At 60.1% G+C, this 22,322-nt stretch carries 26 protein-coding genes and 1 tRNA gene; 22 read left to right on the top strand and 5 right to left on the bottom strand.

The genetic code is table 11. From position 1 onward, the window contains the following. The first annotated feature begins 33 nt into the window (after window positions 1–33). The 4 genes from JQ567_RS17700 to JQ567_RS17685 all read left to right on the top strand — a co-directional run bounded on the left by JQ567_RS17700 (window position 34) and on the right by JQ567_RS17685 (window position 3,458). Window positions 34–780, top strand: coding sequence for a tRNA-uridine aminocarboxypropyltransferase (locus JQ567_RS17700; protein ID WP_212440019.1), 747 nt, complete (start codon window positions 34–36; stop codon window positions 778–780). Next, window positions 780–1,280: an SxtJ family membrane protein gene (locus JQ567_RS17695; RefSeq protein WP_312017422.1), complete on the top strand. Its 501-nt coding sequence runs from the start codon at window positions 780–782 to the stop codon at window positions 1,278–1,280. Before JQ567_RS17700 ends, JQ567_RS17695 begins: the two co-directional genes overlap by 1 nt. Before the next feature lie 147 nt (window positions 1,281–1,427). After that, window positions 1,428–3,260, top strand: coding sequence for a carbamoyltransferase (locus JQ567_RS17690; RefSeq protein WP_212440091.1), 1,833 nt, complete (start codon window positions 1,428–1,430; stop codon window positions 3,258–3,260). A gap of 124 nt (window positions 3,261–3,384) precedes the next feature. Further along, window positions 3,385–3,458, top strand: a tRNA-Cys gene (locus tag JQ567_RS17685). Window positions 3,459–3,486: 28 nt separating this feature from the next. Here JQ567_RS17685 and JQ567_RS17680 read toward each other — a convergent pair. The 4 genes from JQ567_RS17680 to JQ567_RS17665 all read right to left on the bottom strand — a co-directional run bounded on the left by JQ567_RS17680 (window position 3,487) and on the right by JQ567_RS17665 (window position 5,445). Continuing rightward, a complete protein-coding gene (locus tag JQ567_RS17680; RefSeq protein WP_212440017.1) occupies window positions 3,487–3,858 on the bottom strand; it encodes a tyrosine-type recombinase/integrase in 372 nt (123 codons plus the stop codon). 74 nt (window positions 3,859–3,932) lie between these two features. Next, the gene (locus tag JQ567_RS17675) at window positions 3,933–4,475 is read right to left on the bottom strand and encodes a TVP38/TMEM64 family protein (RefSeq protein WP_212440016.1); all 543 of its coding nucleotides are present in this window, start codon (window positions 4,473–4,475) and stop codon (window positions 3,933–3,935) included. 151 nt (window positions 4,476–4,626) lie between these two features. Beyond that, a complete protein-coding gene (locus tag JQ567_RS17670) occupies window positions 4,627–4,839 on the bottom strand; it encodes a hypothetical protein (RefSeq protein ID WP_212440015.1) in 213 nt (70 codons plus the stop codon). A gap of 426 nt (window positions 4,840–5,265) precedes the next feature. Next, window positions 5,266–5,445 carry a hypothetical protein gene (locus tag JQ567_RS17665; RefSeq protein ID WP_192735848.1) on the bottom strand — a complete coding sequence of 60 codons (180 nt, stop codon included), beginning with the start codon at window positions 5,443–5,445 and terminating at the stop codon, window positions 5,266–5,268. Window positions 5,446–5,698: 253 nt separating this feature from the next. On the opposite strand from JQ567_RS17665, the gene JQ567_RS17660 reads away from it, so the two are divergent. Both JQ567_RS17660 and JQ567_RS17655 read left to right on the top strand, forming a co-directional pair. After that, window positions 5,699–5,956 (top strand): hypothetical protein, encoded by a 258-nt coding sequence (locus tag JQ567_RS17660; protein ID WP_212440014.1) that lies wholly within the window; start codon window positions 5,699–5,701, stop codon window positions 5,954–5,956. 106 nt (window positions 5,957–6,062) lie between these two features. Continuing rightward, window positions 6,063–6,989, top strand: a complete 927-nt coding sequence (locus tag JQ567_RS17655) for an SDR family oxidoreductase (protein ID WP_212440013.1) — start codon at window positions 6,063–6,065, stop codon at window positions 6,987–6,989. A 32-nt stretch (window positions 6,990–7,021) separates the two neighbouring features. Here the strand turns inward: JQ567_RS17655 and JQ567_RS17650 are convergent, their stop codons facing one another. Further along, entirely contained in the window at window positions 7,022–7,678 is a 657-nt protein-coding gene (locus tag JQ567_RS17650; RefSeq protein ID WP_212440012.1) for a TetR/AcrR family transcriptional regulator, read from the bottom strand. 99 nt (window positions 7,679–7,777) lie between these two features. Here JQ567_RS17650 and JQ567_RS17645 point away from each other — a divergent pair, with 99 nt between their 5' ends. The 16 genes from JQ567_RS17645 (at window position 7,778) to JQ567_RS17570 (ending at window position 22,322) form a co-directional block, all read left to right on the top strand. Beyond that, window positions 7,778–8,599, top strand: a complete 822-nt coding sequence (locus JQ567_RS17645; protein ID WP_212440011.1) for an NmrA family NAD(P)-binding protein — start codon at window positions 7,778–7,780, stop codon at window positions 8,597–8,599. Next, on the top strand, window positions 8,596–9,087 hold the full coding sequence (locus JQ567_RS17640; RefSeq protein ID WP_409363613.1) for a DUF1772 domain-containing protein: 492 nt from the start codon (window positions 8,596–8,598) through the stop codon (window positions 9,085–9,087). The genes JQ567_RS17645 and JQ567_RS17640 overlap by 4 nt, the downstream gene beginning before the upstream one ends. A 284-nt stretch (window positions 9,088–9,371) precedes the next feature. Next, window positions 9,372–9,827 (top strand): hypothetical protein, encoded by a 456-nt coding sequence (locus JQ567_RS17635; RefSeq protein WP_212440009.1) that lies wholly within the window; start codon window positions 9,372–9,374, stop codon window positions 9,825–9,827. 682 nt (window positions 9,828–10,509) lie between these two features. After that, window positions 10,510–10,707, top strand: a complete 198-nt coding sequence (locus JQ567_RS17630) for a hypothetical protein (RefSeq protein WP_212440008.1) — start codon at window positions 10,510–10,512, stop codon at window positions 10,705–10,707. Window positions 10,708–10,891: 184 nt separating this feature from the next. Beyond that, the gene (locus JQ567_RS17625) at window positions 10,892–11,107 is read left to right on the top strand and encodes a hypothetical protein (RefSeq protein ID WP_212440007.1); all 216 of its coding nucleotides are present in this window, start codon (window positions 10,892–10,894) and stop codon (window positions 11,105–11,107) included. Between the two features lie 68 nt (window positions 11,108–11,175). Continuing rightward, window positions 11,176–11,682 (top strand): prepilin peptidase, encoded by a 507-nt coding sequence (locus tag JQ567_RS17620; RefSeq protein ID WP_212440006.1) that lies wholly within the window; start codon window positions 11,176–11,178, stop codon window positions 11,680–11,682. Between the two features lies 1 nt (window position 11,683). Next, entirely contained in the window at window positions 11,684–12,583 is a 900-nt protein-coding gene (gene cpaB, locus JQ567_RS17615; RefSeq protein WP_212440005.1) for a Flp pilus assembly protein CpaB, read from the top strand. A gap of 11 nt (window positions 12,584–12,594) precedes the next feature. After that, window positions 12,595–13,794 (top strand): AAA family ATPase, encoded by a 1,200-nt coding sequence (locus tag JQ567_RS17610; RefSeq protein ID WP_312017420.1) that lies wholly within the window; start codon window positions 12,595–12,597, stop codon window positions 13,792–13,794. Window positions 13,795–13,985: 191 nt separating this feature from the next. Further along, entirely contained in the window at window positions 13,986–15,236 is a 1,251-nt protein-coding gene (locus tag JQ567_RS17605; protein WP_249165530.1) for a CpaF family protein, read from the top strand. After that, window positions 15,233–16,165 (top strand): type II secretion system F family protein, encoded by a 933-nt coding sequence (locus tag JQ567_RS17600; protein WP_212440004.1) that lies wholly within the window; start codon window positions 15,233–15,235, stop codon window positions 16,163–16,165. Before JQ567_RS17605 ends, JQ567_RS17600 begins: the two co-directional genes overlap by 4 nt. Continuing rightward, window positions 16,162–17,073, top strand: a complete 912-nt coding sequence (locus JQ567_RS17595) for a type II secretion system F family protein (RefSeq protein WP_212440003.1) — start codon at window positions 16,162–16,164, stop codon at window positions 17,071–17,073. Before JQ567_RS17600 ends, JQ567_RS17595 begins: the two co-directional genes overlap by 4 nt. 3 nt (window positions 17,074–17,076) lie before the next feature. After that, window positions 17,077–17,724 (top strand): isoprenylcysteine carboxylmethyltransferase family protein, encoded by a 648-nt coding sequence (locus JQ567_RS17590; RefSeq protein WP_212440002.1) that lies wholly within the window; start codon window positions 17,077–17,079, stop codon window positions 17,722–17,724. Window positions 17,725–17,800: 76 nt separating this feature from the next. After that, window positions 17,801–18,277, top strand: coding sequence for a hypothetical protein (locus JQ567_RS17585; RefSeq protein ID WP_312017419.1), 477 nt, complete (start codon window positions 17,801–17,803; stop codon window positions 18,275–18,277). A gap of 9 nt (window positions 18,278–18,286) precedes the next feature. Beyond that, a complete protein-coding gene (locus JQ567_RS17580) occupies window positions 18,287–19,633 on the top strand; it encodes a pilus assembly protein TadG-related protein (RefSeq protein ID WP_212440001.1) in 1,347 nt (448 codons plus the stop codon). Beyond that, window positions 19,633–20,046, top strand: coding sequence for a TadE family protein (locus JQ567_RS17575; RefSeq protein ID WP_249165526.1), 414 nt, complete (start codon window positions 19,633–19,635; stop codon window positions 20,044–20,046). The genes JQ567_RS17580 and JQ567_RS17575 overlap by 1 nt, the downstream gene beginning before the upstream one ends. A gap of 608 nt (window positions 20,047–20,654) precedes the next feature. After that, window positions 20,655–22,322 carry a type II and III secretion system protein family protein gene (locus JQ567_RS17570; protein WP_212440000.1) on the top strand — a complete coding sequence of 556 codons (1,668 nt, stop codon included), beginning with the start codon at window positions 20,655–20,657 and terminating at the stop codon, window positions 22,320–22,322.

The raw sequence follows: 22,322 nt of genomic DNA, 5'->3' as shown, positions 1-22,322 counted from the left end.
GATGGGGTGGGCGGCGCAGCGTATAGCGGGCGGATGTCAAAACAATCCGAAGCCAAAGCCATACCCGATGCAGACGAAGTGCCGGAGTGCGCCGATTGCGGCAAACCGCTGCCTCTGTGTATCTGTGACAGCATCACGCCGATCGAGAACAAGGTTTCGCTCCTGATCCTGCAGCATCCGCAGGAACAGGACCGGACGCTGGGTACGGCGCGCCTGACGGCGCTCCATTTTGGCGACGCCGTGCTCAAGATCGGATTGTCCTGGCCGAGCCTGTCCAAGGCGCTGGGACGGCCGGTGGACGATCCCTCGCGCTGGGCGGTGCTGTATCTCGGTTCCGCCAAGGTCAGCGAGCTCGAGACCGAGAACGAAATCGTCGCGATCAACCGCAAGGGCGAGATCGAACCGCATCAGCGCGCCATCCTCAGCGATATCGAGGGCATCGTGCTGCTCGACGGCACCTGGAGCCAGGCCAAGGCGCTGTGGTGGCGCAATGCGTGGATGCTGAAATGCCAGCGGGTGATTCTTGGGCCCAAGCGCGCCTCGCGCTATGGAAAGCTCCGCAAGGAGCCGCGTGCCGACGGGCTCTCCACGATCGAGGCCGCGGCGATGCTGCTGGCGGGGTTGGAGAAGCGGCCCGATATCGCCGAGACGCTCAACGGCAGTTTCGAGCGGCTGCTGACGCGATATCGCGAGGTTCAGACCACCATGCCGGAACTCGCACCCAAGCCGAAGAAGCGCGATTATCGCCGCCGCAAGGGGGTTAAAGCCCGCGCCAAATAATGCTAGCGAAGGTTGCGAGCGATCAGTCGAACCGCCGGGTTGTCTGTCACCAAAGCCGAAAACATCAGCAGAAAGTACCGATGCAATCGCTTGAGTCACAACATGACGAGGTTGTCGTCGGGCCAAGCGACCGCAATTTCGGGTTCACGATGGCCGCATTTTTTTTGCTGATCGGCGGTTACGGTCTCTACCAGGGTTCGTCTCATGCGCCGTTCTGGCTGGGCGGCGCCGCGGTGTTTGCCGGCCTGACCCTGTGGTGCCCGCAAATCCTGAACCCCGCCAACCGGGCATGGCTGAAGTTCGGGCTTCTGATGTACCGCGTGGTCAACCCCGTCATCATGGCCTTGCTTTTCTTTGGCACGATCCTGCCGATTGGGCTGGTCATGCGCCTGTTCGGCAAGGATTTCCTCAATCTCGCCAGGGATCGTTCATCGCCGACCTATTGGCTGCCGCGCTCCGATCCGAGACCACCATCGCAATCCATGCGGCAGCAGTTCTAAGGTCCGCCTGATGTCGTGCCTGCGCGAGCCATTTGCCTGTCCGGGATCGCTTTTTGGTTCGCGTGATGCCCGTATGGAACGATTGCCGGCCGTGAGCAACGGCTCAGGGCTGACGCCGTTCGTCTGTACCCTGTCTTGAGTGGCGAATTGCGCATCCTCGGCATCTCGGCATTCTACCACGACAGCGCCGCAGCTCTGCTGGTGGACGGCAAGATCGTCGCCGCTGCACAGGAAGAGCGCTTCACGCGCAGGAAGCACGATCCGAATTTTCCGGCCGCCGCGATCCGTTATTGCCTGTCGGCGGCGGGCATCAGCGCTAGCGAACTCGACCACGTCGTGTTCTACGAAAAACCGTTCCTCAAATTCGAACGCCTGCTCGAGACCTACCTTGCATTCGCACCGCGCGGCTTTCAGTCGTTCCGGAAGGCCATACCGGTCTGGCTAAAGGAGAAGCTGTTCCAGAAACGCCTGCTCCGCGACCATCTCCGGGAGATCGACGGCAGCGTCGATTGGGAAGCGAAACTGCTGTTCGCCGATCATCACCAGAGCCACGCGGCCTCGGCGTTCTTTGCATCGCCGTTTGCCGAGTCCGCGATCCTGACGCTGGACGGCGTCGGCGAATGGACGACGACGTCGGCCGGCTACGGCAGGGACAATACGCTCGACCTGACGCGCGAGATCAATTTCCCGCACTCGGTGGGGCTGCTTTATTCGGCCTTCACCTATTACACCGGCTTCAGGGTCAATTCCGGCGAGTACAAGGTGATGGGCCTCGCGCCCTACGGCGAGCCGCAATATACCAAACTGATCCTCGACCATCTCGTCGACCTCAAGGACGACGGCAGCTTCCGGCTCGATCTGCAATATTTCGATTATTGCACCGGCCTGACCATGACCAACGCGCGGTTCGACAAGCTGTTCGGCGGCAAACCGCGCGAGCGGTCCGAGCGCCTGGACCAGCGCCACATGGATCTGGCCGCTTCCGTGCAGCAGGTGACGGAAGAGATCGTGCTGCGGCTGACCCGCAGTCTGGCGCGCGAGGGGCAATCGGAGAATCTGTGTCTGGCCGGCGGCGTGGCGCTGAACTGCGTCGCCAACGGAAAAATCCTGCGTGAGCGCACCTTCAAGAACATATGGGTGCAGCCCGCCGCGGGCGACGCCGGCGGCGCGGTCGGCGCGGCGTTGGCGGCGTATTATCAGTTTGCCGGCAAACCGCGCGCGACGCCCGCCGGCGATGCCATGGCCGGCGGCTATCTCGGGCCGTCATTCGCACAAGCCGAGATCGAGCAGCGCCTGGCGCAGGCGGGGGCGGTGTTCACTGCGCTCACCGATGACGCGCTGATCGAACGCACCGTCAAAGCGCTGGTTGCGCAGAAAGCAGTCGGCTGGTTCCAGGGACGGATGGAATTCGGCCCGCGCGCGCTTGGGGCGCGGTCGATCCTCGGCGATCCCCGGTCACCGAGGATGCAGAGCTCGCTCAATCTGCGGGTCAAGTTCCGCGAAAGTTTTCGTCCCTTCGCACCGGCCGTGCTGCGCGAGGATGTCGCCGAATGGTTCGAACTCGACGGCGACAGTCCGTACATGCAGATCGTCGCCGATGTGCTGAAAAAGCACCGCCGGCCTGCCAATCCCGGCGATGAAAAGCTGTTCGGCATCGAAAGGCTCAATATCCCGCGCTCGGACATCCCGGCCGTGACCCATGTGGATTATTCGGCGCGGATACAGACCGTGCATGCCGACACCAATGCGCGCTTTCATGCGCTGCTGACGGCCTTCAAGGCCGAAACCGGGTGTCCGGTGCTGGTCAACACCAGCTTCAATGTCCGGGGCGAGCCGATCGTGTGCACGCCGGAAGACGCCTTCCGCTGCTTCATGGGCAGCGATATCGAAGTGCTGGTGGTCGGCAATTGCTTTCTGCTCAAGGAAGACCAGCCGACGTCGCTGAAGCTCGATTACAAGAACGCGTTCGAACCCGACTGATCGTACGGCGAGGCGGATCGCGAGTTTCAGAAATCCAAGGATTTGAAGTTTCAGAACTTTGTCGATGGGGAAACGAGGAAGGTTGCCTAACCCATTGGCGGGCTGTATTGATCCGCCCCGATGGGGCCACGTGGCGGAGTGGTTACGCAACGGTCTGCAAAACCGTGTACACCAGTTCAATTCTGGTCGTGGCCTCCATCCAACTATTTGATTTTCAAACACAATTTCATTCACCCCTTGTTCCTCCGATCCGGCCTGCTACCGGATTGCTACCATTCGTTTCTACACAGTTCCTGAGGGCCGCCTTTAGCGCGGCGTCGACAGTCGCAACCGCATCTTCCTGCATCCCCGGAATAACGTGGCTATAGAGGTCCAGGGTGATCCCGACCTTGGAGTGCCCCAAGCGCTCGCTGGCCACTTTGGGGTGGACGCCATTGGCGAGCAGGTGAGTCGCATGGGCGTGTCGGAGGTCGAGGAACCGGAGCCGCGCCAGCGATGTCTTGGCGATCAGCCGGGCCCATTGCTGCGAAACATAAATCGGCTGGACGATCGAGCCGTCCGCATGGGCAATCACAAGATCGTCGTCGGATAGGCCCATGCCGGCAATGTTCAGGCCGCCAGCGCCGGCATCTGAAAGACTTCCCGCCTGGTGCCCAACGTGCGCAGGCGGGTCTAAGCCAACGGCGCTCGCCGCATCAGCAAGACTCTTACCCGCCATGCGATTAGGGCAATAATTGACATGATCAGCAAGATCGCGCTCAGCGAAATAATTAGATGTAACCCCGACGAGCCGTCGTTCAGAAGCGAAGCTCGGCCAGTCGCGCCCAGGAAGGAATACAAGAACACTTGCGGCGCGGTGAAAATGAAAGTTGATATTGAGTACGTCACGACGTCAATTTTTGTCAGGCCAAACAGGTAGTTTTGGATAGCGCCGGGAAGGGGCACTCCCATGCGCATCAGGGCGATTATGCGCCAGCCTTCCTCGTCTACGGCGCGTGCAACAAGGTCGAAAGTCGGCTTCCGCTCAAGCTTTTTGCGAATCCAATTTGACGCGACGTAGCGGGAGGTCAAGAAAGCAAGGATGCTGCCGATTGTTCCGCTAAACAAGATGATCACAGCGACCTTCCAGCCAAAAGCCGCGCCGGCAGCGCAAATGAGCGGCGTGCGCGGAAACACGACAAAGGCCATCAACATAAATACCAGGCAAACGGCCATCACCGAACCCGGTGTGAGACTGCCAAGGCCCTGAAACCAGCTGATTATGTCTGAAAGCAATGCGAACAGATTCTGTTTTTACTCCGACCGGGACAGCCACGGCAAAAAAGACGTGCCAGCAGTCGAAGTGTTGCGGGGGATTCCGGCGCGCTTAGCCCTGCCGTTGGAAGAAAGGCAGGAGCTTCTCAAAGATCTCGGTACGATGTCGGTCGATCTCCCAGGTGAGGGCATCGCTGAAGCCGGCCGCATGAGCGTGAATCGTGTCGCGGTCCGCTATGACCTTTTTGGGCGCGCCTTTGACGATTACCCAACCGCTTAAGGTCTCGCCGTCCCACTCAACGGTCTTCGTGCGGTCGATCGACATGCTGGCGCCTCCGGTGGTTGCCAGCGTGCCATACCAACGCTGCGGGCCAAATGCTGTCACCAATGTGCTACACTTATCCCCGCGTGGGTGCCTCTCCTATACGGCCGCCGCGGCAGATGCCACGACGAAGGCCGCAAGGGCGACCGCCAAAGATGATGCAGCCGATCGTCGACCCTGCAACCATTTTGCTACCCAACTAGGTGGGAGAGCAAGGTAAGAGGCGCGGCAACAGGTATGGGGCGAGGTCGCAAAACCCCTTATTTGTGGGGCCGCTAGGGGATCGCGGGGGGTCTAGAGGGTACGACGGAAGCAGAACTGCAATACACCAGTTCAATTCTGGTCGTGGCGCCTATCCATATAATCAATAACTTAGGTCGATTGTATGAGAGGTCGGGCGAACTTCAGTCCGTCGTCAGGTCCAGGCGCTTAGCAGGAGGCGTACCAGCCTTCAGGAAACGGAACCAGTGGCCAAGGGGCGCGGTTGTCGTTGGCGGGGCGCGGCGTTCGACGAAAGGGCAGGGTCTGGGCCACGAAATCATCCTCCGGTATGGGCGCAATGGCCGTTTTCACGGCGTCCAGCAATAGGTCGAACTCAACTTCGCTCATCGCGCTCTCCGGGGTTCCAGAGCGCACGATCTCAAAACCGATTTGTTTCCAGATTGAACGAATCGATCCAATTTTATCGATCGGCCAATCGCGGCAAACGTAGTTACTAAATGGTTGATTCCCCTGGGGGCAGGGTAGACCCGCGCGCCCGGCATAAAGTGTGAGAAAAATCACATTCCACGAAAATTATTCCGCGTATTCGGTCGGGTGACGTCCGTGCTGTCAAGCCGGACCCGACCAGGGAGATGCGGACATGAAGACGCACGTGGCGCGAGTTGGAGCGGTACGCAGCCGGGTCCGCCGCGCTTCGACGCTCGGTCTGCTCCTCGCGCTGTTCGCAGCAGGGTCGGCTAACGCCCAACAGGGCACGCCCGAGCAACGCCGGGCCTGCACGCCCGACGTCTACCGCCTGTGCGCCGGCGAAATCCCCAACGCGCGCGCCATCACCGCCTGCCTGCGCCGGCAGAGGGGAAGCCTGAGCCCGGCTTGTGCGGCGGTGTTCGAGCAGTAGCCAGCTGCTGCACCGGACCCCAGGGCGCGACGTCCGTTCCCTTTACGACGCGGGATCATTTCCTTAGATGCGATGAAACCTTCGCATTCAGGGAGCGATGCCGTCCATGAGAGCCACTGGATTGAGGGGACCGCTTGCGGGCAAGGTCGCGCTGGTCGCAGGCGCCACCCGCGGCGCCGGCCGCGGCATTGCCGTACAATTGGGCGCGGCCGGGGCGACGGTCTACGTGACCGGGCGCACGACGCGACAGGCGCCGTCCGAAATGAACCGGCCGGAGACGATCGAGGAAACCGCCGATCTGGTGAATGCGGCCGGTGGCCATGGCATCGCGGTTCAGGTCGATCATCTCGAACCCACACAGGTGCAGGGCCTGCTTGATCGCATCGCATTCGAGCAGGGCGCCCTGCATATCCTGGTGAACGACATCTGGGGCGCCACCCGGATGGAGTGGAACAAGCCGGTCTGGGAATCCTCTCTCGACTATGGCCTGCGTACGCTCCGCCTCGCCATCGATACCCACGCCATCACCAGCCATTTCGCCGCGCCCCTGCTGATCAAGACACGCGGCGGATTGGTGGTCGAGATGACCGACGGTACCGACGCCTACAACGCCACGAATTACCGGGTCTCGTTCTTCTACGATCTGGCCAAGGCCGCGGTGAACCGCATGGCCTTCGCTTTAGCCCATGAACTGGCGCCGCACGGTGGAACGGCGGTATCGCTGACGCCGGGCTGGCTGCGCTCGGAAGCCATGCTCGATGCCTACCGCGTCACCGAAGCGAACTGGCGCGACGCTACCAAGGTCCAGCCGCACTTTGCGATATCGGAGAGCCCGGCCTTCGTGGGCCGCGCCGTCGCCGCACTTGCCGGCGATCCCGACCTTGCACGCTGGAACGGAAAATCGCTGTCGAGCGGCGAACTGGCAACAATCTACGGATTTACCGATCTCGACGGCAGTAGGCCCGATGCGTGGCGATACGTCGTCGAGGTCCAAGACGCCGGCCGGCCTGCCGACGTGACCGGCTATCGCTGACTTGCTAATTCTGACTTGGGCGCGATCGGCATTCACATTTCCAGCGCCGACAAATTCTTCGGCAGCATCCGCTTGAACAGCGTCAGCATGCGCGCGGCTTGCTTTGGCTCCAGCGCGATCGCGTGGCGCACGGTGGCTGCGATCAGCGTCATGACCAGCTGTGAAAACGACGCCAGCGCAGGAGAGGGCGCGTTCGGCGCGATCCGCCGCAGCGCCTCGTCGAGCAGACCGGCGAGATAAGCGCCGTCTTCCTCGTCGAGTTTTTGCAGCGCCCGGTCGGCCTGGGTGGCTTGCCAGATGTCGCGCATGACCGGTTCGTCGTTGAACATCTGGTAGTAGCTGTCGACAATACGACAGAGCGCCGGATGCAGGTCCCGGACGCTCTTTACCGACGCCAGATCGCGGCGGACGCAATCTCGGCCAACGGCGTTGTAGCGTTCCGCCAGCGTGCCGATGATCGCGGTCTTGTCGGGGAAGTACTGATAGAGCGAACCGAAGGCCACGCCGGTCCGCTCCACAATGTCGCTCATCCGGAACGCTTCGCTGCCTTTCTCGGCCATGATTTCCGCCGCACTTTCAAGGATGCGCTCGAACCGCTCCCGGCTGCGTTGCTGCGTCGGAACCAGCCGCGCCAGGCCTTGCGCGCCGGCTTCGGCCTGGCCCGGTCCGGTTTTCTTCTTCGCCGCCATCCGCCACCCCTCTTCAAAAAGCCCTTGACCAACTCAATACGAGAGTTTATCGCATTTGACAAATGCGAGGTATCCTCGTGTTTAATGAAAGGAATTCCGATGTCGCAACTCCCGGTCCTGATCATTGGCGGTACGGGCAAGACCGGCGCGCGCGTTGGCGCGCTGCTGCAGGCGCAAGGCGTCGCCACCCGCCCGGTTTCACGCTCCACTTCCGTGCCGTTCGACTGGAATGATCCGCAGACCTGGCCTGCCGCACTGGACGGCGTATCCAGCGCCTATGTCACCTATCAGCCGGATCTGGCGGTGGAGGGATCGACCGAGGCGATTACCGAACTCAGCCGGCTGGCGCGCGAAAACGGGCTGCAGCGCCTTGTGCTGCTGTCGGGCCGCGGCGAGCCCGGCGCGCAACGCGCCGAAGCGGCGTTGCAGGCCTCCGGCGTGCCATGGACCATCGTCCGCGCCAGCTGGTTCAACCAGAATTTCTCGGAAGGCTATCTGCTCGACGGCGTCAAGGCAGGCGAGGTCGCGTTGCCGGCGGGCGCAGTGCTTGAACCCTTCATCGACGCCGACGATATCGCCGACGTGGTGGTGGCGGCGCTCAACGACGCGCGCCACGCCGGCAAGCTCTATGAAGTGACGGGCCCGCGCGCGCTTACTTTTGCACAAGCCGTGGCCGAGATATCGACCGCCGCCGGCCGGCCGATCGGCTACCGGCAGATCTCGCCGGAAGCGTTTACCGCCGGCATGCGGCCGCTCGTCCCTGAAGAGATCATCGCTCTCATGGACGAACTCTTCACCGTCGTGCTCGACGGACGCAACAGCAGCCTTGCCGATGGCGTCGAGCAGGCGCTTGGCCGTCCGGCCCGCGATTTTGCCGATTATGCCCGCAGGACCGCGGCGACCGGGGTCTGGAGGGCATGACCATGCTTCAATCTGTTATCATCGGACTGCTTTGGTTTTCCGCGATCGGCTGCGGATTGCTCGCGGGGCTCTACTTCGCCTTCTCGACCTTCATCATGACCGCGCTCGGCCGCATCGGTCAGGTGGCGGGCATCACGGCGATGAACGCGATCAACGCCGTGATCGTGCAGTCGCTGTTCATGCCGCTGTTCCTGGGGACCACGCTTGCGAGTCTGCTTTTGGCGGTTGCAGGCCTGCTTCGCTGGGGTGAGCCGGGCGCCGCCGCGATGCTGGCCGGCGGCGTGCTCTATGTGATCGGCATGTTCGTATGCACAGCCTTCTTCAACGTGCCCTTGAACAACGCGCTGGCCGCCGTCGATCCCGCAAGTACCGAGGCCGCACCGCTATGGGCGCGCTATCTGACCGACTGGACGTTGTGGAATCATGTCCGGACGATTTCATCCACGCTGGCGTGTGCGCTATTCATCTGGGCGATCGCGGTGAGATAGGGCGACACGCGTCACCAGTGCTTTGCGGCGTTCATTCGATCTTTGGACGGTCGTCAACCCTAGAGCTTCGGCGTGGTTGAAGGCATAGTGTTGGCAACCGCCATTAATCGCGGCAGACGCCACTACGGGCACACTTCTGTCATACCGTGATGATCTGATCTAGCTGACCGACAGAATGCTTTGGATACAGTGAGGAACTGATGAGGCGATGCCCGACGATGGTTCGGGAACGTGAGAAAGAGTATGACCATGGCAGGGGTAGGCTTGGCCCGGAGCGTTCATAAATGGCGATCAGGATCAGCGAGGTAAAGTCGTCCCGGCTCTCGGATGACAAGAAGGAAGTCATCGTCGGTGGAAGCGGGAAGTATATTGGCGACGTGGAGCTGAAAATCGCGCGCGAGTGCCTGGACGATTTTATTGATGCCCTCGTCAGCGCGCGGGGCACGCTTGGGTCGACCCTTCCAGTGGCCGTTCCCAGTGCGGACTCCGCCGTGGTTCCCAAGCGGAATGCTCTATCGGGCGGCAACCCGAATGAAGTCAAATTTGAAATCCCGAAGACCTTCGCCGTGACGGCGGACACCGAGGGCAGGGGCCTGGTCCTGCTTATTCTCAATCACCGGCTTGAAAACCAGGAAGGGTATGCGCTGAGCCCGGATGCCGCAAGACAAGTGGCTGGGGGACTGACCAAGAGCGCGGACGCATTGCTCGCATCCGCGGTTGCCGGCGAACAAAACAAGTGAGCCCGGTACGGATGTGCGTTGAATAGTGAGCAACTCATCATCAGAAAAACGATCACACGCGCGGACGATACGCCATCAGCAAAGCCTCGGGTTCATCGCGTACAATGCAAAACAGACCTTCCGGCGCTGCGCGGAAGTTTCGATTTGGACCGGAGCGATTTCGAGAGCGGAGTGCGAGGCGGCCATGCAAGATCCTCGCTCGGGAAGCGCTTCCTGTCCGAAGGCGCGCGCTCCAATGCAACATGGCGCGCCGAAAGAACTGTCAGAATTGTTCGCACTCTCGATCATGCGAGGGCTTCGGTTTCAGACCGGTACTGCTGATTGAGTGGCTGAATGATCATGGTGCATTTGACCGACCACGTTGCTCCGTGCGGCACTGGCCTTGCAGCGTTCGTACGCCGCGTACCATCCCGATTTGGATTAGCCGTACTTATACGGAGACGACGTGCTCAAGCGAGTTACCCCGAAATTGCTGCCGTAGGCGGTCCGAAATTACGTTGGCAGCTCAGCGTGTTGCTTGGCAATACACCGGTATCGTACGGGTTAAGGATGATTGCCAAAACTTTGCATAAACATTGACTAAGCCGCCGCCTTAACACAAAATTTACACAGTGGTTTCCGGGCAGCTCCGCACCACTGAATTGGAATTTTAAAACTTAACATCAATTTGGAGGCGTTTGATATGCGTAATTTCCTGCATGACGTGAAGACCCTCGCCAAGGACCAGGACGGCGTTGTGTCGTTCGAGTACATCATCGTCGCGGCTTGTATCATCGGCGCAGTGGTTGCGGCGTTCGGTACGGGAGCAGGTGGTGCTATCGCGACGGCCCTGACCGGCGGGATCACCTCGATCACAGCCGCTTTCACCGCAGCAGTTTGATACAGCCATCTGACCCGGAGGGGGGCATCGGAATGTGCCCCCCAGTTTCGCCAGTTTCTAATGTGATCTCATCTTAAGCTTATTAATGTGTCCTCGCGTGTTCTTGAGGCATTTCATGAATTGGATTGCTCCCGCGGCCTCGCTTCTGAAAGTCCTGCCTTCGGTCAAAAGAAGGATTCCTCCCATGTCGAGTTATTACGCTAACGACACCGACGCGTTGAAGCGTCTGCGCGCGGACAAGGACGGCGTGGTGTCGTTTGAATACGTGATCGTTGCGGCCTGCATGGTCGGCGCAGTGACTGCTGCTTTCGGTACGAGCGCTGGTGGAACTGTCGCGACCGTGCTGACGAGCGGGATCAGCACGCTCGTCGCCGCTATCAGCTCTGCCGTCGGCAGCTAATACAGCCGCTGCGGCTCATGGAGGCACGGGAGATATCTGTCACCACATTTTTTTAAGGCGTGCGTTTGATGAGTTGGATTGTTCCCATAACCTCGTTTCTCGAAATCCTGTTGTTGCTCTATGTGGCAACGATCGATGTCGCGACACGATTGATCCGAAATGAAATTTGTCTGGCGCTGGCGCTCCTCGGGATCGTCGGTCAATTAGCCAACCCGGTGCAAATTGCCGAATCGCTCATCGCCGCGACAATCCTGTTGCTGCTGCTGTTGGTCATTTACCAGCGGAGATTGATTGGCGGCGGCGATGTCAAGCTGCTGGTCGCATTGGCGATCGGCCTCCCATTGATGGGCGTGATTCAGTTGTTGACCATAACCGCGCTGGCCGGCGGCATTCTTGCCCTGGTGCATCTGATGATGCGCGTCCTGCCATATCCCAGGCTGGCGCCCGCCGGATCGTCGTTCGTACGCCGCGTCTACGCGGTAGAGCGTTGGCGCCATTTGCGGCACGCACCGCTTCCTTACGGAGTTGCCATAGCGTGCGGTGGCATTTGGACGGTTTTCAGCCGAGGACTTTGACATGTCATCCACTTTGCGTCTCTCGATCATCATGGTGCTGTTGCTCGCAACCACCGCGCTCGGGCTTATTGCCTACAACATGAACCAGTCGAAAGTGCAGGTCCCGGTAGTGGAGGTCTCGGTAAAGGCGCCGGAGCCTCTCACTGTCGGGTACTTTGTCGCGGCCCATCCGCTGCCGAGAGGGACGCTGGCCCGCGATGAAGATTTCACGGTACGCTCGGTGCCGCCGGGTAATGTTCCAGCAGGGGCGATCCTCGATACGCCCGACGCCAAGATCGGAATTCGCGGATCTCTGGTTCGCAGCTTCATCGACACTGGCAGTCTCGTGACATCGGAAAACATCTTGCGCCCGCGAGAACGGGGTTTTCTCGCCAGCGTCCTGTCACCGGATAGCCGTGCCATCAGCATCAACGTTGACGCGGCCTCCGGTGTCTCGGGCCTGCTCTGGCCGGGTGACTATGTGGATGTCGTGTTGACCCAGGAGCCGTCGCCAGCGAGCGAGGATAAGACAGCTCAACAGCATGGCATGCTGAGTGAAACCGTTGTTCAGAACGTTCGAGTCGTCGCGATTGACCAGGAGATTGTGCAGGGTGGTCGAGCCAACAACGTCGCGGCCGGTAAGGTAGCGCGCACGGTAACGCTGCAGCTTGCGCCAGTGCAGGTCAAGAAAGTCACCGTGGCAGGACAGCGCGGAAAGCTCACCTTGGCCGTACGGTCCGCGGTCGATCGACAGGATACGGGGGACACGGACACGACCGTGGTGGTTTATGCACGCAATAACGGCACGAAATACTCGGTCAGGCGAGACGATACAGGAAACACGCGCACCGTGTTGAGCAGCGATGCGTCGCCGGTGGTGTCCTCTGCGCCGGTCGCTTCGGCCGTATCGTCACGTCGGTAGGGGAGGAAGTGGTGAACGTTAACATAGCAATGGTCAGTCCACCCGAAGAAACTGCGTCTCTTGCAACGCGCAACCAAATCGTCTGTTTCGTAAATGACGAGCTTAGTGCAGCGGCTCTGCGCAAAGGCCTCGAAGGTTGTAACTTATCGATCAAGCGCGGCACGATCCGTCATGCCATACGGATGCTCGAAACCGACACCGAGCTATTCGCGCTGGTGGCAGACATCAGCGGAATCGATGATCCATTTACCGAACTGGAAAGGTTGTCCGCCGTCTGCCCACCCGATGTCCTGGTGGCTCTGATCGGTGAGAGCAGAGAGATCACTTTCTACCGCGAGCTCATGGAAATCGGCCTGACCGAGTACCTTCCGAGGCCGCTCACGCGCGATATGGTGCTGGCCCAGTTGCGCCCGAAGCTGCTTGGCGACGTGGCGCCCGGTGCGGCCGATCGCGGCGGGCATGTGATCTCGATCTGCGGTGCGCAGGGCGGCGCCGGAGCAACGAGCATCGCGATCAATCTCGCACTGCAACTTGCCGAGACCACCAAGGCCAAGGTCGCGCTGCTCGATCTTCATCTGCAAAACGGCGAAACAGCGGTGATGTTGGGTGTTCGGCCCGGGCCGGGGCTGCGCATCGCTCTGGAAAACCCGATGCGGGCGGACACCCTGTTCCTCGAACGCGCGGCAATCGATATCAACGAGCGCGTTTGCCTGATCTCCGCCGATGAGGACCTGGATGCGCAGCTCGACATCACTGAAGCGGGAGTGAGACACGTGCTGGGCTTGCTCCGTCAAAGGTTCAATTACATCGTTGTCGATATACCAGTCCCGTTTCCGCCATCGATCCATCCGGTGATCACTCTTTCTCGCCACGTGCTGGTGTTGCTGGAGGCTGAGGTGACCGGACTTCGCAATGCCCATGCACTCCGCGCCGCCGTTACGAACATCGCCGGTAAGGATCGGGTCTTTACTTTGCTCAACCGTGCCGATCGGCCCGGGGGCCTTCCCAGGGCCACGATTGTCAAGGCCTTGGGCGCGGAACCCGACATGGTCATTCCCGATCTCGGCAAGGGGATGACCCAGGCGGTCAATCTCGGAATCCCCGCTCTAAAGCACGTATCAGCGCTGCGACGTCACCTCGCCCCGATTGTACGGGAGATTGCTGGTGTCGGCGCCGAGCGGAAGGGATGGTTCAGGAGGCTGTTCGGGTGACGAAAAAATTTGGTACGCGCGAACGCGACGACACGCCAACCCGTTTACCTGCATTGACGCCAATGGACGGCGCGCCAACTCGTTTGCCTGTATTGACGTCAAGCCGCGACGAACCTTCGATCGAGCAGCCCGTGATGCCAACTTCGCAGCGCGAACGAGACGTGATGCCGCCGCCGCTGCGCGAACGCGTCATGATGCCGGCTTCGCTGCGCGAACGGGTCATTGCGCAGATTGAGCCATCGGTGGCCGCAACTGTTTCGCGCGATGTTCTTCGGCAGCAGATCGAGGAAATCATCCATGGAATCGCCAATCAGGACCGGCTCGAACTGTCGGGGCGCGAGCAGTTTCAGCTAGCGGACGAGATCGCGGACGACATGACCGGCTACGGGCCGCTCCGTCCGCTCCTGCTGGATGAATCGATCAACGACATCATGGTCAACGGACCAAGTAACATTTATGTCGAGCGGCGCGGCAAGCTGGAACGGATCGCGATACGATTCCGCGACAATGATCACATCGCCTCGGTGGCGCAGAAGATTGCCGCTCAGGTTGGACGGCGCGTTGACGAATCCAGTCCGATGGTGGATTGCCGCTTGCCGGACGGCAGCCGGGTCAACATCATCTTCCCGCCGCTGGCGATCCACAGCCCCTGCATTTCCATCCGAAAATTTCCAAGTCGCCGCCTGGATATGGCCGGAATGATCAAGAACGGCTCGATGACCTCGGCCATGGGGCAATTGCTGGAGATCGCCGGCCGGTGTCGACTCAATGTTCTGGTCTCCGGCGGTACCGGCTCCGGCAAGACCACGCTGTTGAACGCCATGAGCCAATTCATTGATCACACTGAACGCATTGTCACCATCGAGGACGCGGCAGAGTTGCAGCTTCAACAGCCGCATGTGATCAGCCTGGAGACCCGGCCTCCCAGCCTCGAAGGCACAGGGCAGGTGACGCAACGCGACCTGGTGTGGAATGCGCTGCGGATGCGTCCTGACCGGATCGTCGTAGGCGAGGTGCGCGGCGCTGAAGCGTTTGACATGCTGCAAGCGATGAACACCGGCCACGATGGCTCGATCTCCACGGTGCATGCCAACTCCGCCCGCGACGCACTGACCCGTATTGAAAACATGGTGCAGATGGGACAGCCAAATCTGCCGTTGCGGGCGATCAGGTCTCAGATCGTCGCTGCGTTGGATGTTATCGTGCAAGTGGAACGCATGCGGGATGGACAGCGTCGCGTTGTCCAAATCAGCGAGGTGATCGGCCTGGAAGGCGATGTGATCACCACCAATGACATCGCAGCGTTCGAGTACGAACAGGAAGATGTCAACGGGCGGATATCGGGCACCTACAGGTCCACCCACGCAGTGCCGAAATTCAAGAGCCGTCTCGTTTATTACGGGCTTGATCGAGCCTGGGCCGAGGCCATGAGGCAGCTATGACGGCGGAGCTTTTGACCATCGTTGACCTGGCGCTCCTGATATGCGCAGCAGCCATCACGTTGTGGCTCGGCGCTCGACAAAGCCGCATGGATCGACAGATAACGACAGCTCTGCCGACCGCAGAGTCGGCGAGCCTGCCCTCCATACGTCGGTTAGAGGCCGGATCCCGGTGGCAGTTTCTCCACCGCTTAGCCAATTACCAGCCTGGGATAGCTTACGCCTGGCACCCCGCGTATCCGCTACTTGCCGGTGTCATCGCAGCAGCGGCGATCTTCTATGCCAATAGCCTGCTGAAATTTTCCACCCTCTACGTGTCTCTCGCGGCTGCGATTGTGGCCATCATGGTGGTGCGAGGTCTGTTTGGATGGCAGCAACATCGCCTCGCCAATCAGCTTTTTCAGCAGCTGCCTGACACGATCCAGCTGGTGACAAGTACTGTTCGATCCGGGCTGCCTGTGAACGAAGCATTTCGCACCATCGCTCGCGAGATGCCGGAGCCAACAGCCGGGCAGTTCGCCATCGTGTGCAGCGAAGTGACGATGGGGAGATCTCCAGAGGAAGCTGTAGAAGCTGTCTATCAGCGAACGCAAGTGACGGAGTATGGGATTTTTGCGGTGACACTTGCAGTCCAGCTGAAGTCAGGTGGCAGCTTGACCGAAACGTTGCAGACTCTGGGAGACACTGTGAGGCAGCGTGTTGCGCTCGCTGCTCGCGCGAAGGCTCTGGCAGGAGAGGTGATCTTTTCCTCTCGCGCACTTTCAGTCTCGCCCATTGTCGTAGGTGGGTTGCTATACCTGATCAATCCGCAAACAGTTGATCTGTTGTTCTACGATCCGACCGGAAACGTGCTCCTGGCTTACGCGGCAGCCTCGGTGATTATCGGAACCCTTGTGATACGCTGGATGGTCAGAAGGGAAACACAACTATGACTTTTGGTCTCAGTTTAGTCGCCCTCACCATAACAATTGCGACTGCGACGTTCGTGTTGATCATTTACGAACTGCACATTCGTGCGTTGAACATGCGGGTGACAAACGCCGTGATGGGCGTTCCTGGCCGGTCGGCGCCCTTGGGAGACATGACTGGCTGGCTTTCGTCGCTCGGGATGCGGTATCGGCGCTTCTACTCTGCAGAGAATCTGGACCAGCTACGAACGATCGTTCAAGCGTCAGGTTTCAATCCTCATCGAACCTTGCCGATCTGGATTGGTGTCAAGACTGTCAGCATGTTCTTGTTTCCGATCATTGGCTTGTTTGTCGCGCAGCTTTCAGGGAAGTCGCTGACCGATGGGCTGGTCTTCATGCTCATTGGCGTGGTGATCGGAATTATGGGGCCGCGGTTGATCCTGTCGGTGCTGAGACGGCGCTTTAACGCCGGCATCCGGCTAGGCACGCCGGATATGATCGATTTGCTGGTTGTCTGCAGCGAAGTGGGAATGGGTCTGGAGAGCGCGCTGGAACGAGTAGCGGAAGAAATGAAGCGGACCAATCCTGCGATGGCCCGGGTCCTGTACAGCCTTCTTGATGATCTGCGGGTATTGCCAAATCGCAGCGACGCATTCGAGAAAATTGGATCTACGTCAGAAGGACTTCGCCGGTTCGGCACCATGGTGAGCCAAAGCATGCAGTATGGAACGCCGTTGAGCCAGGCGCTGCGCAGTATCGCCGTCGACCTCCGGCGAGAACGTATTACCAACCTGGAAGAAAGAGCACACAAGTTAGGTGCCAAGCTGACTATTCCGATGGTGTTGTTCATGCTTCCAGCGATGTTCATCATTTTGGGTGGAAGTCCGTTTCTGCACCTCATTCGTACATTCGCCAGCTTCGGGATGAAATAAGCCATGAACACGATTACCCTGTCGAGAAACTGGTCTTACGAGCGGACGATGCAGCTGCTTGGCGGCATGTGGTTCATGCTGCTGGCGCTCTTGGTTGCCACAAAAATTGGCACATCGCTTGCCGATCCCTGGCCATCGCTTCTGTCGAGTTTTTGCCTCGGCATCTTCTACCTGCTCCTGACGGTGTTGATCATGACCAGGCCACCGGCAAAGGCGCACGCGGCCGGCCTGCTGCCTAGAATAGCTGCATTCGTCGGCAGCTATATGCCATGGACAATCACCTTCTTCGGCAAAACCGACGAAGCGTTGCCAAACTTGCTATCCACCGCTTGCGTGCTGGTCGGCATCATCATGATGCTTGTGACGATCCGACATCTGGGCAAGTCGTTCAGTTTGGTACCGCAGGCGCGTAAAGTGGTGCAAACCGGTCCTTACCGATGGATCAAACACCCGCTCTATCTGGCGGAAGAACTCGTGGTCCTGGGTATAGTGCTGCAATACCTGACACCGCTAACGGTGACACTGCTGATCCTGCATATCGGCGTCCAGATATGCCGAATTCTTTACGAAGAAGACCTGCTTCGGCGCAGCCTCCCTGAGTACTCCAGTTATGAAGCATCACGCTGGAGATTGATTCCGTATGTTTGGTGAGTGGTCATGAATGGCGGCTTGTGATGGACATGCGTGTTGATCTGCATCGGTCCAACACTGACGCGGAGGGGCCAACGTGCTGCATTTATTGCCCTGTCGAGACAGGCTCGTGAGCCGTAGAGTTTCTTTCATCGCGGATCAGCGCGGCGCCGCCGCGTTGGAAATGCTGGTCGTTTTCCTTTTCCTGGGGGTGGGCCTGCTTCTGCCGCTTGCCGACGTTGCGGCCGCGGGCTTTCGGTTTGTGTCCGCGTGGGAGGCATTGCGCGCCTTCGGGCAAAAGATCCAGTACGCCCCGCCACCGGACGTTACCGATTGGGCAGCCTGGAAGGCGGCACTGCCCACTTCGGTTTCGGGTTATCCCATCAACGATCTGCAGGTCGTTTGCAGCGATACCATGGCTGCCTGCTCCGCAACCAACTTTCTTTCGCCCAAGCACTATACATACACGACGACCGTCACCGTGGAGCCCATCGTGCTACGAGCGGTGATCTGTCGGAGTGGTAACGGCAATCCTTGTTCGTTCACACTGTCTTACGGTGAACGGTTTCAATAGGAGTGTTCCATGCGTAGCCTGCTTCGCTCTCGTCGTGGTTCCGTCGCCTTCGCAACCGTTATCGCCCTGGTGCCGCTGATAGGAGTGGTCGCACTCGGGGGCGAGGCGGGATCGTGGTACGTTACCAGGCAACACGCGCAGAATGCCGCCGATGCGGCAGCCTATTCGGGTGCCGTGCAGGAATTGTGCTTATCGAACCTACCGTGCGCGGTTACAGAAACAGTGGACTATCGCGCCAAGCAAGCCGCGGCACAGAACGCGTTCTGCAACGCGGGCGGCAGCTCCTATCCCGGCTCCCAGTGCGGCACCAGCCCGACAGGAATCTCGCAGACCGTCGTGATTGCTTCGCACACTTCATGGAAGGGGGCGGCCGGAACTTACGTGCAGGCCACTGTCAGCCAGCAACAGCCGGCATACCTGGCGAGAGTGCTTGGTTTGACCACGGTCAATATCGGCGCGACAGCCGTGGCCAAGGTACAAAGCCTGACAGCGCCGCCATGCGTCTTGTCGTTGACAGGCTCGATCAGTTTCCAGGGCAGCCCGAACATCAATGCGCCTAATTGCGGCATGGCCTCGAACAGTACGGCCAAGGATGCAATCGACTTCACCGGCGGCGGGATGACCATGAATCTCGGCTCGCTATCGACCGTCGGCGGCTGCACGGGTGCCGCAACGTTCTGCAACACCGCGCTAACGTATATGCCGGCGCCGATCCCCAATCCCTTTTCTGCTCTCGACGGCGCCCTCACCGCGTTGTGCGGAGCGAGCCCAACGCTTCCCGCCAAATGCGGTCTTGCAAAATGCACCCCGGCAACTGCGTTCACCCCTTACACGGCCGCCAACCCATGCACGAATGACGGTTTCAAGACGAAGGGCACTGATGTTCTGACGTTAACTCCAGGGGTGTACTTCGTATCTGGTAAGCTGACCCTCGCCGGAGGCTCCTCGATCACCGGTACGGGCGTGACGTTCATTGTGCTGCCAGGAGGAGAGATCGACACGAAAGGCGGCGGGACGCTTACGCTCAGTGGACCGACAACGGCCCCGAGTGCCTCGTCGCTTCCCGCGGCCCTTCAGTCTAGCGCTGCATCATTCCAGTACATGGCCATGTACTACGCTTCAGCAGTGGAGGCGGAATTCGGTGGAACTAGTAACATCAACCTCACAGGAAACATCTACGCGCCGAACGCAACGGTGACGTTTCAGGGCAATCCGTCGATGGCCGTAGACGGCGGCCAGTGCGGCCAGTTGATCGCCGCCTCGGTCGAGTTCAACGGTAATGCCACCTTTGACACCACAGGGTGCCCGGCGGCAACGAAGCTGACCAGCAGCCAGTATGTCCAGTTGGTGCAATAATGAGAAAGCTCGATCAGCGCGGCATCGGAGCGATGGAATTCTGCCTAGTCGCCGCGCCGCTTTTCATATTGATGTTCGCCATCTTCGATCTGGGGCGTTACGCAATCACCATGCAGTCCTTGCGGACGCTCGCGAATGCTGGTGCTCGGACATGGATGATCAACGACTGCTTCGTCAATAGTGTAATGAGCAGAACTTCACCAACCTGCAGCGGTGACCCCCTGCCGTCCACTGCGGAAAAAAAAGCCGTTGCCCCAATGCTATTTGCCGGCGGTCTCTCGCCGACGCTGAACACGACCACGGGGGGCTCCGCACTTACTGTTACGGCATCCGAACCGAGTTTCAGCATGCTGATGCCGATATGGGGCACATCATTGAACAACCCGAGCGCGTCCACCACAATTCCTTTCTAGGCACTTTCTCGGGCATCAAGCCGATGAGCACTTGACGAGCCCACAACGATGGCGGTCCCCGTCCAGCGAGCGACTCGGCATGCAGTGAGCCGAATTCTGTTCGGCCTTTGGCGCGAGACATTGGTCGGCAAGGTCCTCGATCTGGCCCGCGGTTCCATTGTCGAGCCTGCGCGAATTTCGGCGCGAGCACTCTCAAATCGGGGCATTTGCATGACGCGCGAGAGGAACCTGGCGGGCTATATGCAACTCATCGGGAATATGGCGGACGGCAAGCGATCGAGTGTTGGCCGCGGCTGTTTCTCGCATCGCACAAAAGGTGGTGCTCGCTCGCAACATTGGGAAATATTCTCTGATCTTGCAGCAACCTGGCAAGGGTCTCTCCTTGCAAGCGAGGAGCATGACGGATGATGATCTTGGAGTCGCATTCGCGGCCAGCGGGAGACCGGGAAGTGTCCTCACTGAGGCCAGAGCGCGCCGGGAATGCGAAGTAACGATTTATAGTGGGACAAACTGTAAGCTTTGCGACGTGGTGCGCGAAGGAGAGTTGTTAGGACGCTGAGGCCGTACATTTACGGGAACAGAAGTGGTTCGCGGCGAGGGGAAAGCGAATGAAGGGCAGTCGCGTTTCGGGTAGGGCAGGCGGGAGGCTTCTCGCCTCGAGCGTAATCGTTCTTGGCGCTGCGCTTGCCTTGTTTGATTCCGCCGAGCGCGCGAGTGCTGCGGATCGGCGAGGCTCCTCCAGCGGCGTCTTCGTCAGCGAAATGAACGACGTCCAGCGCGTCAGGGTGACCATCAACAAGTCGCGCACCTTCAGGGTCGATACGCCTTTTTCCACCATCGTGGCGGGCTCGCCTGAGATCGTAGACGTGAAATCGCTGAGCGATCACCTGATCTACATCCAGGGCAAGCAGACCGGCACCACCAACGTCATCCTGTTCGACTCATCGATGAAGCAGATCGGCATCCTCGATGTCGAGGTCGCGCTCGATACCGGCAATCTGCAGCAGAACATCCAGTCCAGCACGGGCACGCGCGGCATTCGCGTCTCCTCCGGGGAGGGCCAGGTGGTGTTGAGCGGAACCGCAGCGGACGCGGTCGCCGCCGAGCGAGCGATGGCGATTGCCACCGGCATGGTCGCGAAGGGCGGCACCGTCGTCAACGCCATGAACGTGGCTGGACCCCAGCAAGTCATGCTGGAGGTGCGCTTCCTCGAGGTCGCCCGTACTGCCGGGCGTGACCTGGGTGTCAATCTCTTTGTCGCCAATGCAAACGGCACGAACGTGGGGAATACAGGCCTCGGCGCACCAGGGGTCATCGGGAGGGCCCCCATCGGCGGTACTAATACGATCAGGAGGACGCCCATCAGCGGGGAAGCTACTGCTGTTCAACTGCCGAGCAGTACCCCCGTTGGGGGCAATCCTGCTGGCAGCCTTCCGCTGCTTGGTACGGCCGCCACGCTGGCAAGCGGCGCAGCGCCGTACGGCGCATTGCTCACAAGCATTCTCAGGCTCAACAACGGCATGTCGATCGACAGCCTGGTGACGGCGCTGGAGACCAAGGGCGTGCTGCGCCGCCTGGCGGAGCCGAACCTGATGGCGCTGTCGGGCGATGCGGCGCGCTTCTTGGCCGGCGGTGAATTTCCGGTGCCGATACCCAGCACGACTGGGAACGGTTTTCCCACCATTTCGATCGAATACAAGAAGTTCGGTGTTGAGCTGGCCTTCGTGCCCACCGTTCTCTCGCGTGGCGTGATCAACCTTCGGGTCGAGCCGTCGGTCAGTGAGCTTGATTTCTCCAATGCGATTACGATCGCGGGGACGACAGTTCCATCGTTGACCCGCCGCGACGCCCGCACCACGGTCGAGTTGCGCGACGGCCAGAGCTTTGCCATCGCCGGCCTGCTGCAAACCCGCAACCGGCAGGACGTCTCGCAAGTGCCCTGGATCGGTTCGGTGCCGGTGCTCGGGACGCTGTTCCGCAGTTCGTCCTACCAGCAGGAGGAGACCGATCTGGTGATCATCGTCACGCCGCGCCTTGTCGCGCCGGCGGTGCCGGGGCAGCGATTGGCCTCACCGCTGGATTCACGCATGCCGGCTAATGACGTCGATTTCTTCCTCAACGGCCAGATGGAAGTGCGAAAGCGCTATAACGATTATGTCAATTCCGGCGGCGAGGTGAAGGGACCGTACGGCCACATCATCGCCCCGGAGCTCACAGTGCGTGCTCCGCCGCCGGCTCCCGTTTCTGGTCAAACAGCGATCAAAACCCTGAACTGA

The organism is Bradyrhizobium sp. AUGA SZCCT0431, from assembly GCF_018131065.1.
Lineage (GTDB): Bacteria > Pseudomonadota > Alphaproteobacteria > Rhizobiales > Xanthobacteraceae > Bradyrhizobium.
The sequence above is the reverse complement of the archived record's forward strand: the minus strand, read 5'-3'. Positions and strand labels throughout refer to the sequence as shown.

Bases quoted from the DNA above. Each gene is read 5' to 3' on its own strand.
- JQ567_RS17700 (WP_212440019.1), top strand. From the start codon at position 34: ATGTCAAAACAATCCGAAGCCAAAGCCATACCCGATGCAGACGAAGTG.
- JQ567_RS17695 (WP_312017422.1), top strand. From the start codon at position 780: ATGCTAGCGAAGGTTGCGAGCGATCAGTCGAACCGCCGGGTTGTCTGT.
- JQ567_RS17680 (WP_212440017.1), bottom strand. From the start codon at position 3,858: ATGGGCCTATCCGACGACGATCTTGTGATTGCCCATGCGGACGGCTCG.
- JQ567_RS17675 (WP_212440016.1), bottom strand. From the start codon at position 4,475: ATGGCCGTTTGCCTGGTATTTATGTTGATGGCCTTTGTCGTGTTTCCG.
- JQ567_RS17670 (WP_212440015.1), bottom strand. From the start codon at position 4,839: ATGTCGATCGACCGCACGAAGACCGTTGAGTGGGACGGCGAGACCTTA.
- JQ567_RS17665 (WP_192735848.1), bottom strand. From the start codon at position 5,445: ATGAGCGAAGTTGAGTTCGACCTATTGCTGGACGCCGTGAAAACGGCC.
- JQ567_RS17660 (WP_212440014.1), top strand. From the start codon at position 5,699: ATGAAGACGCACGTGGCGCGAGTTGGAGCGGTACGCAGCCGGGTCCGC.
- JQ567_RS17655 (WP_212440013.1), top strand. From the start codon at position 6,063: ATGAGAGCCACTGGATTGAGGGGACCGCTTGCGGGCAAGGTCGCGCTG.
- JQ567_RS17650 (WP_212440012.1), bottom strand. From the start codon at position 7,678: ATGGCGGCGAAGAAGAAAACCGGACCGGGCCAGGCCGAAGCCGGCGCG.
- JQ567_RS17645 (WP_212440011.1), top strand. From the start codon at position 7,778: ATGTCGCAACTCCCGGTCCTGATCATTGGCGGTACGGGCAAGACCGGC.
- JQ567_RS17640 (WP_409363613.1), top strand. From the start codon at position 8,596: ATGACCATGCTTCAATCTGTTATCATCGGACTGCTTTGGTTTTCCGCG.
- JQ567_RS17635 (WP_212440009.1), top strand. From the start codon at position 9,372: ATGGCGATCAGGATCAGCGAGGTAAAGTCGTCCCGGCTCTCGGATGAC.
- JQ567_RS17630 (WP_212440008.1), top strand. From the start codon at position 10,510: ATGCGTAATTTCCTGCATGACGTGAAGACCCTCGCCAAGGACCAGGAC.
- JQ567_RS17625 (WP_212440007.1), top strand. From the start codon at position 10,892: ATGTCGAGTTATTACGCTAACGACACCGACGCGTTGAAGCGTCTGCGC.
- JQ567_RS17620 (WP_212440006.1), top strand. From the start codon at position 11,176: ATGAGTTGGATTGTTCCCATAACCTCGTTTCTCGAAATCCTGTTGTTG.
- cpaB (WP_212440005.1), top strand. From the start codon at position 11,684: ATGTCATCCACTTTGCGTCTCTCGATCATCATGGTGCTGTTGCTCGCA.
- JQ567_RS17605 (WP_249165530.1), top strand. From the start codon at position 13,986: ATGATGCCGGCTTCGCTGCGCGAACGGGTCATTGCGCAGATTGAGCCA.
- JQ567_RS17600 (WP_212440004.1), top strand. From the start codon at position 15,233: ATGACGGCGGAGCTTTTGACCATCGTTGACCTGGCGCTCCTGATATGC.
- JQ567_RS17595 (WP_212440003.1), top strand. From the start codon at position 16,162: ATGACTTTTGGTCTCAGTTTAGTCGCCCTCACCATAACAATTGCGACT.
- JQ567_RS17590 (WP_212440002.1), top strand. From the start codon at position 17,077: ATGAACACGATTACCCTGTCGAGAAACTGGTCTTACGAGCGGACGATG.
- JQ567_RS17580 (WP_212440001.1), top strand. From the start codon at position 18,287: ATGCGTAGCCTGCTTCGCTCTCGTCGTGGTTCCGTCGCCTTCGCAACC.
- JQ567_RS17575 (WP_249165526.1), top strand. From the start codon at position 19,633: ATGAGAAAGCTCGATCAGCGCGGCATCGGAGCGATGGAATTCTGCCTA.
- JQ567_RS17570 (WP_212440000.1), top strand. From the start codon at position 20,655: ATGAAGGGCAGTCGCGTTTCGGGTAGGGCAGGCGGGAGGCTTCTCGCC.